Source organism: Streptomyces sp. NPDC058371 (assembly GCF_042723265.1).
In the GTDB taxonomy this organism is placed as follows: domain Bacteria; phylum Actinomycetota; class Actinomycetes; order Streptomycetales; family Streptomycetaceae; genus Streptomyces.
In genome coordinates, this window is sequence record NZ_JBHXJC010000026.1 from 37,111 (window position 1) to 54,093 (window position 16,983).

Annotated in this window: 10 protein-coding genes; 3 read left to right on the forward strand and 7 right to left on the reverse strand. The window is 73.4% G+C overall.

Annotated elements, in window-relative coordinates; all coding sequences use genetic code 11:
• Window positions 1–44 precede the first annotated feature (44 nt).
• Window positions 45–1,811 carry a DUF6350 family protein gene (locus ACFWM2_RS39795; RefSeq protein WP_383291150.1) on the reverse strand — a complete coding sequence of 589 codons (1,767 nt, stop codon included), beginning with the start codon at window positions 1,809–1,811 and terminating at the stop codon, window positions 45–47.
• A gap of 96 nt (window positions 1,812–1,907) precedes the next feature.
• Here ACFWM2_RS39795 and ACFWM2_RS39800 point away from each other — a divergent pair, with 96 nt between their 5' ends.
• A complete protein-coding gene (locus ACFWM2_RS39800; RefSeq protein ID WP_383291151.1) occupies window positions 1,908–3,365 on the forward strand; it encodes a helix-turn-helix domain-containing protein in 1,458 nt (485 codons plus the stop codon).
• 223 nt (window positions 3,366–3,588) lie between these two features.
• On the opposite strand, the gene sucD is transcribed toward ACFWM2_RS39800, so the two are convergent.
• The 6 genes from sucD to ACFWM2_RS39830 all read right to left on the reverse strand — a co-directional run bounded on the left by sucD (window position 3,589) and on the right by ACFWM2_RS39830 (window position 13,355).
• The gene (gene sucD, locus ACFWM2_RS39805; RefSeq protein ID WP_383291153.1) at window positions 3,589–4,473 is read right to left on the reverse strand and encodes a succinate--CoA ligase subunit alpha; all 885 of its coding nucleotides are present in this window, start codon (window positions 4,471–4,473) and stop codon (window positions 3,589–3,591) included.
• A 21-nt stretch (window positions 4,474–4,494) separates the two neighbouring features.
• Complete coding sequence (sucC, locus tag ACFWM2_RS39810) at window positions 4,495–5,673, reverse strand: ADP-forming succinate--CoA ligase subunit beta (protein ID WP_383291155.1); 1,179 nt, start codon at window positions 5,671–5,673, stop codon at window positions 4,495–4,497.
• Between the two features lie 816 nt (window positions 5,674–6,489).
• Entirely contained in the window at window positions 6,490–6,822 is a 333-nt protein-coding gene (locus ACFWM2_RS39815) for a hypothetical protein (RefSeq protein WP_383291157.1), read from the reverse strand.
• Between the two features lie 1,219 nt (window positions 6,823–8,041).
• Window positions 8,042–9,151, reverse strand: coding sequence for a vWA domain-containing protein (locus ACFWM2_RS39820; RefSeq protein ID WP_383291159.1), 1,110 nt, complete (start codon window positions 9,149–9,151; stop codon window positions 8,042–8,044).
• Between the two features lie 281 nt (window positions 9,152–9,432).
• Window positions 9,433–12,192: a DUF5682 family protein gene (locus tag ACFWM2_RS39825; protein WP_383291161.1), complete on the reverse strand. Its 2,760-nt coding sequence runs from the start codon at window positions 12,190–12,192 to the stop codon at window positions 9,433–9,435.
• Window positions 12,189–13,355 (reverse strand): AAA family ATPase, encoded by a 1,167-nt coding sequence (locus ACFWM2_RS39830; protein WP_383291163.1) that lies wholly within the window; start codon window positions 13,353–13,355, stop codon window positions 12,189–12,191. Before ACFWM2_RS39830 ends, ACFWM2_RS39825 begins: the two co-directional genes overlap by 4 nt.
• Window positions 13,356–13,487: 132 nt before the next feature.
• Between ACFWM2_RS39830 and ACFWM2_RS39835 the strand changes: the two genes are divergently transcribed.
• The gene (locus ACFWM2_RS39835) at window positions 13,488–14,840 is read left to right on the forward strand and encodes an SWIM zinc finger family protein (protein WP_383291165.1); all 1,353 of its coding nucleotides are present in this window, start codon (window positions 13,488–13,490) and stop codon (window positions 14,838–14,840) included.
• Window positions 14,841–14,901: 61 nt separating this feature from the next.
• Window positions 14,902–16,533 carry a DUF5691 domain-containing protein gene (locus tag ACFWM2_RS39840; protein WP_383291167.1) on the forward strand — a complete coding sequence of 544 codons (1,632 nt, stop codon included), beginning with the start codon at window positions 14,902–14,904 and terminating at the stop codon, window positions 16,531–16,533.
• Window positions 16,534–16,983 lie beyond the last annotated feature (450 nt).

The window sequence follows — 16,983 nt, forward strand, 5'->3', positions numbered from 1 at the left end:
CGCACCCCAGCGGCTGCCAACGCCACCGCTGACCGCCGCAGCCGTCACGGTTCCGGCTGCTCCGGCGGTTCCTGCGGAGACCCCGGCTTCTTCGGCTCCGTCGGAGTGGACGCCTCCTTGAGGGCCGCCCAGCGGGCCTGACGGGACTCGTCGTCGTGCCAGCCCACGGCGTCCGACGGCAGGAAGTCGTACAGCTGTTCAAGACCGGCGTCGGCGACCGACGTGGCGGGCGCCGCAGCCGGCACCGGAGCGGGCGTCGAAGCAACCGCCGGCCCGGGCGCGGGAGTCGGCACAGGCGGCGGCACACCCCGGTCCCGACGGGACAACTTCGCCCACGAGAACCAGGAAGCGACGGAACCCGCCGACGCCGGACCCATCCGGAACCGGAACCGGCGCCCACCCGAGACCGACGCGGCGGACGCCTCGTCCGGTCCGGCCGACCTGCCCGTCCCCGACTCCGGCACCTCCGCCCCCCGTACCGGAGTCTCCCGCTCCGCAGGCTCCGGCTCCGGGGCCCCTCGTAGCCACCACGCCCGCAGCCCCACCGCCACCGGCACCGCCAGCACGGCGACCCACCCCGCGGCCGCGCCGCCCGTCTCCCACCACACCGGCCCGAACCGGGCCAGCGCCGCACTGCCCAGCGGGCCGCCCGCCAGCCCGGCGAGCAGCCCGAACGCGAGCCCGCACAGCCCGGCGGCAAGGACCACCGAGCCGGCCGTCCGCCGCCAGGACCAGGCCGTCGCCCGCTCCCTCGTCGCCGCCCGCGCGACACACCACGCCACCGTCGCCCCGCCGGCCACCGGCACCACTCCCACCAGCCAGCTCAGCGGCGTACCGCCGGCCCCCGGCACGGCCGCCAGGAGCGGAAACGCCGGCAGCAGCGGAGGCGGAGCGGCAGCGGACAGCGGGGCCGCGACCTGGCCCGCGCCCAGCACGAAGCCGGGTCCGAGCCCGTACGCCGCCGCCCACACCGCCGCGTTCGGCACCAGCGCCAGACACAGCAGCAGCACCGCGAAGCGGCCCGACCACACCTCCGTGAGCTGCACGAAGGAGCCCCGCGCCGCTCCCCCGTGCCACACCAGCGAGGCCGCGACGAGCAGCGAGCCCGCCCCCACGAGCGCCGCCGCGCCGGCCCCGGCCGCCCGTACCGCGGCCAGGACCCGGCGCCTGGCCTCCGGCGCCAGGACGGAATCGGTGACGAAGCGGCGTACACCCCCGGGAAGTGCGGCGAGACCACGGCGCCCCCACGGCGGCATGGGCCCGTGCGGGCATCCGTACGCCGCCCACACCCCCGCACCCGCCGCGCCCCCGGCCAGCACGGGCAGACAGAGGGCGGTCCACACCCACGAAGGGCGCAACTCCCCGCCGGACGCGTACAGCGCGGCCGCCGTGCCGACGGCGAGGTATCCCCCGACGGCCCCCGTCCACGCCGTACGCGGCATGATCACGCCGTCGACGGCGTCCCGCGCCGCCCGGTACAGCAGCCACACGGGCAGCGCGACCAGGAGCAACGGGGTGAGTCCCACGGGCGCGGGGACACCGGACAAGGTCTCGGTGCGGACGAGTTCGACGCCGTGCGCGAGGAGCCAGAGGGACGCCGCCATGTGCAGCGCTCCCTCGGGGCCGCTGTCGGGGTACGGCGAGCTGACCCACAGCACCATCACGAGCACGGCGAAGGAGGCGAGCCCGAGCCCCGCCGCGACGGCGCCACCCAGGAGGGCGGCGCCCAGTCCGGGGGATCGGCCGTGCATCCGGGTGAGCAGGGGCGGCAACGACGGGCGGCGGTCGGTCAGATGGGTCACGCCCGCCATGCTCCCAACGACACGCGCTTTCTCGTCGTAACAGGCAAACCCCCGATGTGTCGCTCAATATACGCTTATGTACTTTTTCGTACGAAGGGGCGTCCTGTGACGCAGAGCCCTGCCACCCCGCTGCCGTCCCCCAAGGAACGTCGGCGCCTGCGCGAGGCGAAGTCGCTGAGCCAGGCCGACGTCGCCGCCAAGGTGGGCGTCAGCCGCGAGACCGTGCGCTCATGGGAGAGCGGTCGCACGACACCGCGCGGCCGCAAACGGGAGGCGTACGCGAGACTGCTGGCGACACCGAAGCCCAGACCGGCGGCCCCGCCGGCGCCGACACCCGCTTCCGGTACCACGCCTGATGCCGCGTCACCGCACGGCGCAGACGCGGGCGCAGACGCCCGTACCGGCGCCGGCGCCAAGGCCGCGCTGGAGCCCGCCCAGGGTCCGACAACCGAGGCCGCCGCGGGCCCGACGCCCGATCCGGACTCTGACGCGACGCCCGGACCCGACTCTGATGCGACGCCCGGACCGGACTCTGACGTTGCGTCCGGGCCGGCGCCCGTGGCCGTGCCCGAACGCGTGCCCGAACATGCCTACGCCGGTGCCGAGATGGCCGTATCCCGCGAGCATCCCGCGCCCGCAGCGGACGGCGAGGCACCCGCAGCCCCGCCCCCGGACGCCACGGGAACCCCGGCACCCCCGGTGCGGACCACCGCGGTGGAGCCGCCGAGGATCCCGGGCGAGCCCAAACTCGTCCTCCTGCCCCGCCCCCTGACGCCCACTCAGGCCTTCGACGCGCTCTACGCGTTCTGCTCCCCCTCCCTCGTACGGCAGACGTTTCTGCTCACCGGGCGGCGCGAGCTGGCGCGCGAGGCCGTGGAGCGGGCCTTCCAACTCGCATGGCAGCGCTGGCCCGAGGTGGCCGTCGACCGGGACCCGGCGGGATGGGTGCGGGCCGCCGCGTACGAGTGCGCGCTCTCCCCCTGGCACCGGCTGCGCCCCCGTCACCGGCACCCGGAGGCACCCCCCGCCGACGCGACGGACCGCGCGCTGCTCACCGAACTCCTGAGACTGCCGCCCGCCCACCGGCGCACCCTGCTGCTGTACGACGGTGTCGGGCTCGGTCTGCCCGAGACCGCGGCCGAGACGGAGGCGAGCACGCCCGCCACCGCGAACCGGCTGCTGCGTGCCCGCGAAGCCGTCGCCGCCCGCATCCCGGAACTGGCGGATCCGGGGAAACTGCACCGCCGTCTCGCCGCACTGGCGGGCGCGGAGCGGCTGCGCGCGGCCCGGCCGACGACCGTGCGCACCGGCGGCGAGCGGCGTGCCCGGCAGTGGACCCGGGCGGCCATCGCCTTCACCACGCTGCTCGTCGGTGCCACCTCGATGGCGCTGAGAACGGCGCCGGACCACTACGAACCGCCCCTGGCCCCGCCCGCGGCCGTCCGGGGCGTACCGGCGAAGGCCGCGCCGGGCACGCTCTCCCAGGAGGAACTCGACCTGCGCACCAAGCTCCGCTCGGAGACGGCGAACGGGCCGGGCAGGCTGGTCCCCCAGACCAGATGAGGCCGGCCCGGCAGCCCGCGGCCCGCAGGCCGGACGAGGCCGGTCCGGCAGACCGGACGAGGTCGGTCCGGCAGATCGGACGAGGTCGGTCCGGCAGATCGGACGAGGTCGGTCCGGCAGATCGGGTGACGCAGCGGTGGCGGCTGAAGCGCCGATCCGGGAAACGCGAGTGGGCCCGTACCCCTGTCCGGGGGTACGGGCCCACTCGACGCTAGCTGAAAGCTCAGCCCGCGAGGATCTCGCGCGCCAGCTTCGCCGTCTCGGTCGGCGTCTTGCCGACCTTGACGCCGGCGGCCTCGAGGGCCTCCTTCTTCGCGGCGGCCGTGCCGGAGGAGCCGGAGACGATGGCGCCGGCGTGGCCCATGGTCTTGCCCTCGGGCGCGGTGAAGCCCGCGACGTAACCGACGACCGGCTTCGTCACGTTCTTCGCGATGAAGTCCGCGGCACGCTCCTCGGCGTCGCCGCCGATCTCACCGATCATCACGATCAGGTCGGTGTCGGGGTCGGCCTCAAAGGCCGCCAGAGCGTCGATGTGGGTGGTGCCGATGACGGGGTCGCCACCGATGCCCACCGCCGACGAGAAGCCGATGTCACGGAGCTCGTACATCATCTGGTACGTCAGCGTGCCGGACTTCGAGACCAGGCCGATGCGGCCCGGCTTCGTGATGTCGCCCGGGATGATGCCGGCGTTCGACTGGCCCGGGGTGATGAGACCGGGGCAGTTCGGGCCGATGATGCGTGTCTTGTTGCCCTTCGACTTCGCGTACGCCCAGAAGGCGGCGGAGTCGTGGACGGCGATGCCCTCGGTGATGACGACCGCGAGGGGGATCTCCGCGTCGATCGCCTCGACGACGGCGGCCTTGGCGAACGCCGGCGGCACGAAGAGGACGGAGACGTTGGCACCCGTCTTCTCGATCGCCTCGGCGACCGTGCCGAAGACCGGGATCTCGGTGCCGTCGATGTCGACGGACGTGCCCGCCTTGCGCGGGTTGACACCGCCGACGACGTTCGTGCCGTCGGCCAGCATGAGCTTGGTGTGCTTCATGCCCGTGGCACCGGTCATGCCCTGGACGATGACCTTGCTGTCCTTGTTGAGGAAGATAGCCATGGCGGTTGTTTCCCTCGTCCCTTACTTCGCAGCCGCGAGCTCGGCGGCCTTGTCGGCCGCGCCGTCCATGGTGTCCACGCGCTGCACGAGCGGGTGGTTGGCGTCCGACAGGATCTTGCGACCCAGCTCGGCGTTGTTGCCGTCGAGGCGCACGACCAGGGGCTTGGTGACTTCCTCGCCCTTGTCCTTGAGCAGCTGGAGCGCCTGGACGATGCCGTTGGCGACCTCGTCACAGGCGGTGATGCCACCGAAGACGTTGACGAACACGGACTTGACGTCCGGGTCGCCGAGGATGATCTCCAGGCCGTTCGCCATGACCGCGGCGGAGGCGCCGCCGCCGATGTCGAGGAAGTTGGCCGGCTTCACGCCGCCGTGGTTCTCACCGGCGTACGCGACGACGTCGAGGGTGCTCATGACGAGACCCGCGCCGTTGCCGATGATGCCGACCTCACCGTCGAGCTTGACGTAGTTGAGGTTCTTCTCCTTGGCGGCGGCCTCGAGCGGGTTGGCCGCCGCGTGGTCGACGAGCGCCTCGTGCTCCGGCTGGCGGAAGTCGGCGTTCTCGTCCAGCGACACCTTGCCGTCGAGGGCGATGACCTTGCCGGAGGCGACCTTGGCGAGCGGGTTGACCTCGACGAGGAGAGCGTCCTCCTTGATGAAGGTGTCCCACAGCGTCACCAGGATCTCGGCGACCTGCTCCGCGACCTCGGCCGGGAACTTCGCCTGGGCGACGATCTCGCGGGCCTTCTCGATCGACACGCCTTCGTTGGCGTCGACCGGGACCTTCGCGAGGGCCTCGGGGTTCTCCTCCGCGACGACCTCGATCTCCACGCCGCCCTGGACGGACGCCATGGCGAGGAAGGTGCGGTTGGTGCGGTCGAGGAGGTACGAGACGTAGTACTCCTCGACGATCTCGGGCGCGGTCTCGGCGATCATCACCTTGTGGACCGTGTGGCCCTTGATGTCCATACCGAGGATGTCCGTCGCCCGGGCGACGGCCTCGTCCGGGGTGGCGGCGAGCTTGACGCCGCCGGCCTTGCCTCGGCCACCGACCTTCACCTGTGCCTTGATGACGGACTTGCCGCCAAGACGCTCGGTCGCCTCGCGGGCTGCCTCAGGCGTGTCGATGACTTCACCGGCCAGCACCGGTACACCGTGCTTGGCGAAGAGGTCCCTCGCCTGGTACTCGAACAGGTCCACGCGCGTCCGTCCCTATCAGTGATCTCGCCGCTCTGCGGTCTGCTGTCTGCATGGGCGTGCCGCGAAGGGCAACGTGACGTCCGCTGTCACAAGGGTGGCGCACACGGTGTCCGAGCGCGCGGCATGTCCGTCTCGCAGGTTATCGCCGCAGGCCGTGGGTCCCTAAATCGGAGGTCACACCTGAGCGGTGATACCTGTCACAGGAGCGAACCCGGACGCGGCACACGCCGCCTCCGGCTCGCCCCCACCATGGCCCACGACCTGCACGGACGTCCCCCGTCTGGGCACTGGAGCGGGGTCTCACCGGGTCGGGGTTTGCCCGGTGAGACCCCTGAGCGAGCCTTCAACGGCTTTGAAGGCTCCGGCCCCTCAATGGCTTTGAAGGGCCCGGGCCGGGCGGTCCCCACCCCAATGGGGGCCGCCCGGCCCTGCCCGCGGGCTCACGGCAGGACGGACCGATGGCATTCGGCCGTCCGTGGCCGCGCGATCCCCACGGAGTCGATGGGATCCCCCGCGGGACGGCCTGCGGCCGTCTTGGGGGATCGGTGTACAGGGCGCTCGTGTACGGGGGTCCGTGTACGGGGGCGTCCGTGTACGGGGGTGTCTGCGGACGGAGGCGTCTGTGGACGGGGGTGCCCGTGCGGCGCCCGGGGTACGGGGCGGGGGCACCCGGGTACGCGGGGGCGCCCGGAGTACGGGGCAGGCGTACGGGGTGTCCGCCTGTCGTTTCCTGTGTCCGGTTCCTGACCGGTGTCCGGGCGGCGGGCAGACGTGCTCCGCCTCCGCGCACGTCGTCGCGGAGGGGCTGGGCCCGACCTAACCGGGGAACTCCCGAATGTCCCGGTGTCTGTCCCGGGTCTCACCCACGGCGACGACCACGGGAACGCCGGGCACGAGCCGCAACGGCGCCCGGTGGATCAAGGTGACGGCATGCGGGTCGCCGTGCCTGGACGTACCGCTGTCGACCGCCGACTGGCTGCGCAGGACACCGCCCGGATCGCGGGGCGCCTGATGCGGGGGCGCCTTCACGGTCCGCACTCCGTGGGCGTACGGGGTCCGTACGCCCAGGGCGGCACCGTGCGCACCGCGGGCGGGCGCTGCGGTCCCGCCGAAGCTCGGCCCGCGCACCACGATCGCCTCTGCGCTCACGCCCCCACCCGCGTCCCGCCCGTCCGCGCCCGACCGCACCACGTCGCCGCCCGGCTGCTGCGGGGAGATGGGGGCCGGTTGCGGCGAGGTGGGGGCCGGGGCCGGCAGAGTCTGGCCCGTGGCCGGGGGGTCAGGCGCACCCGGTACCTCGGGCAGGTCAGGGAGGCCCGGGGGATCGGGAAGCGAGGGCAGCGACGGCAGGGAGGGCAAGGGGGGCAGGGCGGGCGGGGAGGGCAGCGACGGCAGCGACGGCAGGGCGGGCGGGGAGGGATGCTCCGGCCCTGCCGGGAAGCCAGAACGGCCGTCGGTCAGCCCCTCAGCGGCCGTCCCCACGACCGCCCCGACGAGATCACCGACTGGCCCAACCACTTCGGCGACCGGACTCAGGTGCCGACCAGCACCGGGACCCATCTGCCGGTCGCTGTCCGAGCGCAGCGGCTGATCACCGGCCGGACGTACAGGCCGGTCGGCGACCGGGCGCACAGGCCGGTCGGTGTCCGGGCGAACGGGCCGGTCGGTGTCCGGACGTACAGGCCGGTCGGTGTCCGGACGTACGGCTTCAGGGCCCGGAGGGGCTGAAGGGGCCGGAAGGACTGAAGGGGCTGAGCGGGCTGCAGGCGTCCTGGTCTTCTCCTGGGGTGCCGTCACAACCCGCGCGGCGCGCCGGGCCGAGTTCCTGACGGTGCGCTCGGCCCGGTTTCTGACGTCATGCCCCGCCGAGTTCCTGACGGCGTGCTCGGCCGAGCCCTTGACGGCCCGGATGACATCCGCCGGCGCCGACGGCCTCACGTCCGCCGCACGGGCCTGCTCTCCGCAGAGGAGGCACAGGGCGAACAACCCGCCCACCAACAACCCCAGTTGCAGCCCGCGCCACCCCGCCGCCGTGCGCATCACGCGCAGAGCGGCACCGGCGAAGGGCAGTGCGACCGGCGGGACCAAGACGGCGAGAGCCTCCCATGCGGCGGAACGAGACGGAATTCCGGCGGCGCGGGGAGCAACGCGGCCCACTGCACACCACTGGAATTCGAAGGGGCTCTCGATCCTCGCACGGGACTCCTGAGGTTGTGCAAGTCTCCCGTTACCAGTGGTAATTCATGGCCGGTTCCTGTCCGGCTCCACTTCCGGCCGCACTTCTGACTCCACTTCCGGTTTCATGTGCGGCTTCTCGGCTCTCCTCACGCTCGGCATCCGGCAGGTCGCCGCTGTCCCCAGCGACAGATCACGTGTGGTCCGGTATCGGCAATGGCCGCTTCTCGATCGCCGCTGCCATCACGTCGGGGAACAGATCGGGCGTGCAGGCGAACGCCGGTGCGTCGAGTGCCGCGAGCGCCGCCGCGTGCTCGCGGTCGTACGCGGGCGTCCCTTCGTCGGACAGCGCGAGCAACGTCACGAACTGCACCCCCGACGCCTTCATCGCCGCCACCCGCTTCAGCATCTCGTTCCGTATGCCCCCCTCGTACAGGTCGCTGATGAGCACGACGACGGTCTCCGCGGGCCGGGTGATCTGCGACTGGCAGTACGCGAGCGCCCTGTTGATGTCCGTACCGCCGCCGAGCTGTGTGCCGAAGAGGACGTCGACCGGGTCGTCGAGCTGGTCGGTGAGGTCGACGACGGCCGTGTCGAATACGACGAGCCGGGTCGTGATGGACCGCATCGACGCGAGTACGGCGCCGAACACGGAGGCATAGACGACGGACGCCGCCATCGACCCCGACTGATCGATGCAGAGGATGACCTCCTTCTTCACGGACTGGGATGCGCGCCCGTAGCCGATCAGCCGCTCGGGCACGATCGTGCGGTACTCCGGCAGGTAGTGCTTGAGGTTCGCCGCGATAGTGCGGTTCCAGTCGATATCGTGATGCCGGGGGCGGTTGATACGCGCGCTGCGGTCCAGGGCACCGGTGAGTGTGGCCCGCGTGCGGGTGGCGAGCCGCTTCTCCAGGTCCTCGACGACCTTGCGTACGACGGCCCGTGCCGTTTCCTTCGTCGTCTCGGGCATGGCCTTGTTGAGGGAGAGCAGGGTGCCAACGAGGTGGACGTCGGCCTCCACCGCCTCCAGCATCTCCGGCTCCAGGAGCAGCGTGGACAGCCCGAGCCGGTCGATGGCGTCCCGCTGCATGACCTGTACGACGGAGGAGGGGAAGTACGTCCGGATGTCCCCGAGCCACCGCGCGACGGACGGCGCCGACGCCCCCAGCCCGGCCGAACGGTCCCGCCCCGACCGCGCCTTGTCCCCCTTCCCGTACAGCGCGGCGAGCGCGCCGTCCATCCCGACGTCCTGCCCGGCGAGTACGCATCCGGTGCCGTCCGCCGCGTCTCCCCCGAGCACGAGCCGCCACCGCCTGAGCCGCTCGTCCGCCCCGGACGCGTCCTCCCGCCGGCCTCCGGGCCCGGCTTCCGTCCCAGGACCGACATCGATCCCGGCACCGGCAAGGGCACGGGCGCCGGCACCGGCACCGGCGCCGAGACCCGCACTCGCACTCGCACCCGCACCCGCACCGGCTCGGGATGCGGTCCCGCCCCCGGTGTCGTGGCGGTCGTCCAGCGACGCGCCGTTCGTCGTAGCCGCCTCCGCTGCCGCTTCCGTTGACGCTGCCCCTGCCCCTGCCATCAGGCCACCCCCACCTGGTTGTTGCCTGCGCCATCACGGACGACGTCGGTATCGCCGCCCCCGGCCGTGTCGTCGCTGCCCCCGAAACCGCCGTCGAACTCGGTGAGTCCGAGCAGCAGTCCCAGCACCGGCACCACGGAGTCCGCGCGCTCGATGTCGAGTTCAGCCGCGAACCCGGGGGCGCCGGAGGTGCTCACGGAGACACGCGCTCCGGCCCCAGGACCCCGCCGCACCAGCTCACCCAACGTCCTGCGCACCCCCGTCTCGTACGCCGAGAACGTGCGTCGCAGCAGGGGCAGCACATCGGTGAACGCCTCCGCCGGCACCCCGGTCAGCCATGCGTCCACCAGCCCGAGCAACCGCTCGTCGTGCACGAGCAGCATCCCGCCGCCGGAGCCACCCCCGACGAACCCCTCGATCCATGCGGCCGCGTCCCCCGGCGCCGTCCCCGGCGACAGCACGAGCCCCATGAGCCGGGCTGCCTCGTCATGAGCCAACTCCCCGTTGTCCAACAGCAGTCGTACGGCGCGCCCGCGGATGACCCCCGGCACCGTGTCGCGCAGGGACAGCACCCGGAGCACGGAATGCCAACGGTCCCGGACGGCTCCCCCGCCTCTCGCCTGCCCCGGCTCGGAACCCGCGTCCGCCCGGGCCTCCCCCAACAGACCCACCGCGCCCTGCACGGCGTCCACATGGCCTCGCATCTCCTCGGCGGCCTCGGCGTCCAGCGCCGCGCAGGCCGGCGGGAGTCCGACGAAGATGCGCTCGGCGAGACCCGCCGCGACCTCGGTGAGGGCGTGGGTGTCCGTGCCGCGCACATCGCCGTAACGCAGGGAGCGGACGAGGGCGGGGAGCGCTTGGGCGAGGTGACCGACGTCCGCGTCGAGGGCGGCTCGGTCCGCGAGGACGCGCATCACCACGGGCAGTGCGTCCGGCAGTTCGGCGAGCAGGCAGCGCTCGGCGAGCGCCGTGACGTCGGCCAGGGAACGCGCGGTGACCGCGTCCGTCTCGGCCTTCGCGGTAGCCGCGGACAGTACGGTCGTGCCCCACACGCCGGCCTCGGCGACCCGCACGGCCAGCTCCGGCTCCCAGCGCAGCCGCCAGGTCTCCCGGAACGTACCCGTACTGCCTCGCGACGCGCTGGGCTCTCCCCAGTCGACGCCGAGGAGCCGCAACCGGTGCAGCAGCCGACTGCGCCCGGCGTCGATCTCCCTGCGCAGGTCGAGCTCCAACTCCCGCTCCACCGGCTCCGGTTTGCACCGCAGTCGGCGCTGGAGGCGTGCGAGGTCCCGCTGCAACGGCACCGCGGGCGCGGAATCCGGCACCTCGCCCAGCACGTCCCCGACGACGAGCCGGTCGTGCACCAGCGCGAGCGGCACGTCCGAGCCCTCGCACATCACGGCGCGCACCGCATCGGTGGTCTCGGACAGTCCCGGCAGCGGGCGGCCCCGCATCGCGGCAAGCGTGTCCGCCAGCCGCACCGCCTCGATGACGTGCGCGGACGACACGAGCCTGTCCTCGTCACGCAGCAGTCCGGCCACCTTCGTCATCCAGCGCTCGATCGGCCGGTCCCGGACGCTGAACAGATGGCCGTACCAGCCGGGCGAGTCGATGCCCGCGCCGTAACCGCTCGCCCGGGACAGCCGGCGATGCGTCCACGGCACCCAGGTCATGTCGGCCTTGACCTTGGGCAGCCCCTTCAGCAGCGCCCGGTCTGCGGCGACCGGACGCCTCTCGCGCAGCGCGGGCACATGCCAGGCCCCGCACACCACGGCCACGTCGTCCCCGAACTCACGCTGGGCGTCCCGCACCTGGAGTCGCATGTGCGCCTCACGCACCAGGTCCCGGTCGTGCCCGCCGGTCCCGTACGTCTCCCGCAGCGCCGCCATGGCCTCGCCGAGCGCCGCGAAGGGTGCGAAGACGTCGGCGCCCGCTCCGCCCCGGTGCTCGACCACGTCCTCCCACCACCGCTCGGGATCGTCGTAGCCGGCGGTTTCCGCGAGGACGGCGAGAGGGTCGATTCGCACGGCCTCGTCGATGGCGGCAGTGCCCGACTCCCCGGACGGCCCGTCTTGATCCGCTTCCCCCGCCGGGTCCGTCTCCCGTTCCCCGACCCGGCCCGGCTCCCCTTCCCCGGCCTGGTCCGTCTCCCCTTCCCCTGCCTGGTCGTCCTGTGCCGCCCCGTCCGGCTCCCTGCTCGGGTCCATCGCCGAACCGGGGGTCGAGTCGGGCGTCGGGTCGGGCGTCAGGCCGGACATCGGGTCGGGCGTCGGTTCGTTGGGGGTGCCCTGGTTCAGGTCCCCCGGGTGAGGTGGGGCGCTTCCGTCCTGCGTCGCCTCCTCCCTCCCCCACGCCAGCGTGTGCGTGGCCGGAAGATCGATGAAGCGCGCCGGCACCTCGTGTTCCACGGCCCAGCGAATCGCCACCCACTCCGGCGAGAACTCGGCGAGCGGCCAGAACGCCGACCGCCCGGGCTCGTCCACAGCGTGGGCCAACAGCGCGACAGGCGGCCGCATGTCCGAGTCGGCGGCGAGCGGAATGAGCGCATCCGCCTCGGGGGGACCCTCGATCAGCACCACCCGGGGCCGCGCCTGCTCCAGAGCGGCCCGCACCGCCCTCGCCGACCCCGGCCCGTGATGCCGTACCCCCAACAGCAACGGCCCGTCCCCCCGCACCCCGGCCCCTGCGTCCCGCACGCCGGGACCCGCCCCCCGCTCGGGCTCCGCCGCCTCCTGAGACTCGTTCGCCGGGCCGCTCATGCGCTCACCTCCCGGCAGGCTCGGTAGAAGTCCTTCCAGCCGTCCCGCTCGCGGACGACCGCCTCCAGGTACTCCTGCCAGATGACCCGGTCGGCGGCCGGATCGCGGACCACGGCACCGAGGATGCCGGCGGCGACATCACCCGCGCGCAGGACGCCGTCGCCGAAGTGGGTGGCCAGCGCCAGGCCGTTGGTGACGACGGAGATCGCCTCGGCGGTGGACAGCGTGCCGCTGGGTGACTTGAGCTTCGTCCGTCCGTCGGCGGTGATCCCGTCGCGCAGCTCACGGAAGACCGTGACGACGCGGCGGATCTCGTCGATGCCGTCGGGCGCGGTGGGCAGGTCGAGGGAGCGGCCGATCTGGTCGACTCGGCGCGAGACGATGTCGACCTCCGCGTCGGCGCTCTCCGGCAGCGGCAGGACCACCGTGTTGAATCGGCGGCGCAGCGCGCTGGACAGCTCGTTGACCCCCCGGTCGCGGTTGTTCGCCGTCGCGATCAGGTTGAAGCCGCGGACGGCCTGCACCTCCTGCCCCAACTCCGGTATCGGCAGGGTCTTTTCCGACAGGATCGTGATCAGCGTGTCCTGTACGTCGGCCGGGATGCGGGTCAGCTCTTCGACTCGGGCGGTCATTCCCTCGGCCATGGCCCGCATGACGGGGCTCGGCACGAGCGCGTCCCGGCTGGGTCCGTGGGCCAGCAGCTCCGCGTAGTTCCAGCCGTAGCGGATCGCCTCCTCCGGCGTGCCCGCCGTGCCCTGCACGAGCAGCGTCGAGTCGCCGCTGACGGCCGCGGCCAGATGCTCGGACACCCAGGTCTTCGCCGTGCCGGGCACGCCGAGCAGGAGCAGGGCGCGGTCGGTGGCGAGCGTGGTGACGGCGACCTCGACGAGGCGGCGCGGACCCACGTACTTGGGTGTGATCACCGTGCCGTCCGGCAGGGTGCCGCCCAGCAGATACGTCGCGACGGCCCAGGGCGACAGCCGCCAGCGGGCCGGCCGGGGCCGGTCGTCCTGCGCGGCCAGCGCGGCGAGTTCGGCGGCGAAGGCCAGCTCGGCATGCGGCCGCAGCACCCCGCCGGTCTCCTCGCCGGACTTCTCCGCGGCAGGCCCTGCAGCCTGCCCCGCGGACGGATTGACGGACGTCGGTTCTACGGACACGGTCATGGCTCGGTCCCCCTCCAGCTCGGCCGGTTCGATCTGGCTCCACCGTGCACCACGCCACTGACAATGCGTTCTGACCTGCGGAAATGCCCTCGCGACGGTCGATTGTCAGTGGCGGGATCTACCTTCGATGACATGACTCAGCAGGGGGTGCGCTGGACGGCGGATCAGGTGCTGGCACTGGCGCCTGACGCCGCGTCACGCACAGCGGGCAGCAGGCTCGGCGCGGCGGGACCGTGGTCGGAAGCGGGTAGTTCGGGCGAGGGGGCGGTATGGGGACTGTGCAAGGGCAGTGGCAGCAAGCCGTATCGGACGGTCATCGACATCGCGGACTCCGGCGGGCCCGCGTACAAGTGCAGTTGTCCCAGCCGGAAGTTCCCGTGCAAGCACGCGCTCGGGCTGCTGCTGCTCTGGGCGGGCGAGGGCGGGGCGGTGTCGCGGGGGCCGGCGCCGGACTGGGCTGAGGAGTGGATAGCGGGAAGGAGGCAGCGTGCGGACGAGAAACGGACGGCAGCATCGGCCGGTTCCCCGTCCACCGGTGATCCGGAGGCGGCAAGGCGCAGGGCGGAGCGCCGGGCCGAGCGGATCACGGCGGGGACGGTGGAGCTGGAGCAGCGGCTGACCGATCTGCTGCGCGGGGGCCTCGCGGCGGCCGAACAGGCGGGGTACGGGCTGTGGGAGGAGTCGGCGGCTCGCATGGTCGACGCGCAGGCACCCGGACTGGCCGCGCGGGTGAGGGAGTTGGGTGCGATCCCGTCGTCGGGGCCGGGCTGGCCGGTGCGTCTGCTGGCGGAGTGTGCCCTGCTCCATCTCCTCGTCCAGGGCTGGCTGCGCCGCGAGCGCCTGCCGGACGGCCTGGCCGCGACGGTCCGTTCGCGGATCGGACTGTCCGGGCCGACCGACGGCCCGCCGACGCGCGATCACTGGCTGGTCCTAGCCCAGTACGACACGTCCGACAGCCACCTCACCACGCGCCGCATCTGGCTGCACGGCGCCGCGTCGGCACGCACCGCGCTGCTCCTCTCCTACGGAGCCGCCGGCCGCGCACCCGAACTGGCCCTGCCGGTGGGACTCGCCTTCGAGGCGGACCTTTCGGCGTACGCGGGCGCCGGTCAGCTGCGGGTGGCGCTGGCCGAGCAGGTGACACCACCGGCTCCCACGGCGGTACGCCCGCCGGGCATGACCACGGTGGAGGCGGCGGTGCGCTACGGCGAGGCGCTGCGGTCCGACCCCTGGCTCGACTCCTACCCGGTGACCCTGGGCCGGGTCATACCGACCCCGGCCGGGGATGCCTGGCAACTCGCGGACGCGGACGGCGACCTGGCGCTGCCCGTCACCGCGTCCGCTGCCTCCCGCCCCGGCCTGTGGCGCCTCGCCGCCCTCTCCGGAGGCGCGCCCGTCACAGTCTTCGGCGAGTGCGGCCATCGCGGTTTCACCCCGCTCACCGCTTGGCCGGAGGGGCGGGGAGAGGCGGTGTCCCTGTGCTGACCCACCCAGCGGCTCCGTCCGACGGCAACTCCGGCTCCGGCCCCACTAGGAAAGGACACCCATGAACAGGACGCCGACTCCCCAGGACGTGCCCGTCGGTGACTCCTGGGAGGACCTCGTCACCACGGCGCTGCTCGGAACCGACCGGCGTACGCCTTCGGGTTCGGCGCCGGGCCGGGAGGCGCCCGTGGCACTGCTGGACGCGGCAGCCGTGGAGACCGTACGGCGAAGGGCCGGGCTGCGGCCCGCACGGGCGGCGGCTCCGCCCGAACCGGCGGCGGAGGATCCCCGCCCGCCGCTGCCGCCGGCCGCGGCGAGCAGGCTCTCGATGCTGCTGGCCGACCGGTCCGGCTGGGCCGCCGGCGGCCGGCGAGGGGCCGCACCCGACCTCACGGAGCTGCTGCCCCAGTGGCTCGCGCTGGCGAACGCGCGCGGGTTCGCCCCGCCGGCGGACGTGCTGCCCGCGCTGCTGGACGCGGCCCGGGGCCGTACCGACCTGCGGCCGGCGGCCCTTGCCTTCGCCGGGCCCCGGGCCCTGTGGCTGGGTCGGCTCAACACGGACTGGCGGTTCGCCCTGCGTGCCGCGCCGGGCGGCGGCGCGTCGCTGCCGGGGCCCGGGGAGCCGGAGCGCATACGGGAGTTGTGGCAGGAGGGCCTGTTCGCCGAGCGGGTCGCACTCCTCTCGGCGATACGGGCCCAGGAGCCGGCGACCGCGCGCGAGCTGCTCGCCACGACGTGGGCTACGGAGCGGGCGGAGGACCGTCTGATGTTCCTCGACTCGCTGCGGACGGGGCTGGAGGCGACGGACGAGCCGTTCCTGGAGCAGGCGTTGTCCGACCGCAGCCGCAATGTGCGGTCCACGGCGGCGGAGTTGTTGTCCACGCTGCCCGGCTCGGCGCTGGCCGCCCGGATGGGGACCCGGTCCGGTTCGTGCGTTGCCGTCGACCGCACGCGGCCCGTGCCGACGATCGTGGTCGAGGCACCGCACCAGTGCGACGCGGAGATGGAGCGCGACGGGGTGGTGCCCAAGGCCCCGGCCGGGCGGGGCGAACGGTCCTGGTGGCTGGGCCAGTTGGTGGAGGCGGCACCGCTCGGGGAGTGGCCACGGCGGCTCGGGGGCCGTACGCCGGAGGAGATCGTGGCGCTGCCCGTGGCGGACGACTGGCAGCCGGAACTGCATGCCGCGTGGTGCCGGGCCGCGGTCCGGCAGCGGGACGCCGACTGGTCCCGGGCGCTTCTCGGGGCGCCTTCCGCCCCGGAGGCGGGCGGGCCGGGAGCGGTGTCGCTCGCGGAGCGGTCGAAGCTGCTGGCGACGCTGGGCTCCACCGAGCGGGCCGACTGGGTGGCCCGCTTCATCGCGACGCATGGGCTGTCCGAGGCGTTTCAGTTGCTCGGGGTGTGCGCGGTGCCCTGGAGCGGGCCGCTCGGGCGGGCTGTCGTCGACGCCCTCAACATCGCGCGGGACGCGGGGAGTTACCCGTGGAGCTTCAGTGGGGTGATGGGGCTGGCCGAGCGGTGCCTGGATCCTGCGGAGGCCGGGCGGCTCGATGGGCTCACGGCGGTGCCAGATGAGCCTGAGGGGGCCTCGCCCGGGGCGGGGGGTTACTGGGCCGAGGCGTTCCAACGCCTCACCACGACCTTGCGCCTCCGCGCCACCATGTCAACAGAGCTGACGCCTCCGCCGAGTTCATAACCCCGGGCGCCGTCCCGGTAACCGGACTCCCGTCCCCCGTGGGCACCGGACGCCTACGGGGTGCCGCCCGGGTGGGCACGCTCCCCTTTCCTGCACGGGCACAGCGCACCGGCGTGGAGTGGGCCGGCGAGCCCGGCGCCTACAGGGTGCCGCTGCGCCCACTCTCGGCTCCGCTCGAACGGGGGGGACCCCCATCACCCCCAGCGACACGCATGCCCGCAGCTACGACCGTCCGGCCCCACCACGTGCCCGCTGCCCCGCAGCGAAGACAGCTGCCCCAGCCCGCAACCCAAAACGGCGACGGCGTCCCGCCCCAGCCCACAACCCCCACGCACCCGCAGTCGCCCACGCACCGAAGGGGCCGTGCCGGTACATCAAATGCCCGTCGCCATGCGTGAGGACGGACAAGCGAGCGCCCCCAGAAGACAGCACAGCCGGTAGGGCGACGGG

What these genes read in the sequence shown, in the direction of transcription:
- ACFWM2_RS39795 (WP_383291150.1), bottom strand. Translation starts at nt 1,811, where the DNA reads ATGGCGGGCGTGACCCATCTGACCGACCGCCGCCCGTCGTTGCCGCCC.
- sucD (WP_383291153.1), bottom strand. Translation starts at nt 4,473, where the DNA reads ATGGCTATCTTCCTCAACAAGGACAGCAAGGTCATCGTCCAGGGCATG.
- ACFWM2_RS39825 (WP_383291161.1), bottom strand. Translation starts at nt 12,192, where the DNA reads ATGAGCGGCCCGGCGAACGAGTCTCAGGAGGCGGCGGAGCCCGAGCGG.
- ACFWM2_RS39830 (WP_383291163.1), bottom strand. Translation starts at nt 13,355, where the DNA reads ATGACCGTGTCCGTAGAACCGACGTCCGTCAATCCGTCCGCGGGGCAG.
- ACFWM2_RS39835 (WP_383291165.1), top strand. Translation starts at nt 13,488, where the DNA reads ATGACTCAGCAGGGGGTGCGCTGGACGGCGGATCAGGTGCTGGCACTG.
- ACFWM2_RS39840 (WP_383291167.1), top strand. Translation starts at nt 14,902, where the DNA reads ATGAACAGGACGCCGACTCCCCAGGACGTGCCCGTCGGTGACTCCTGG.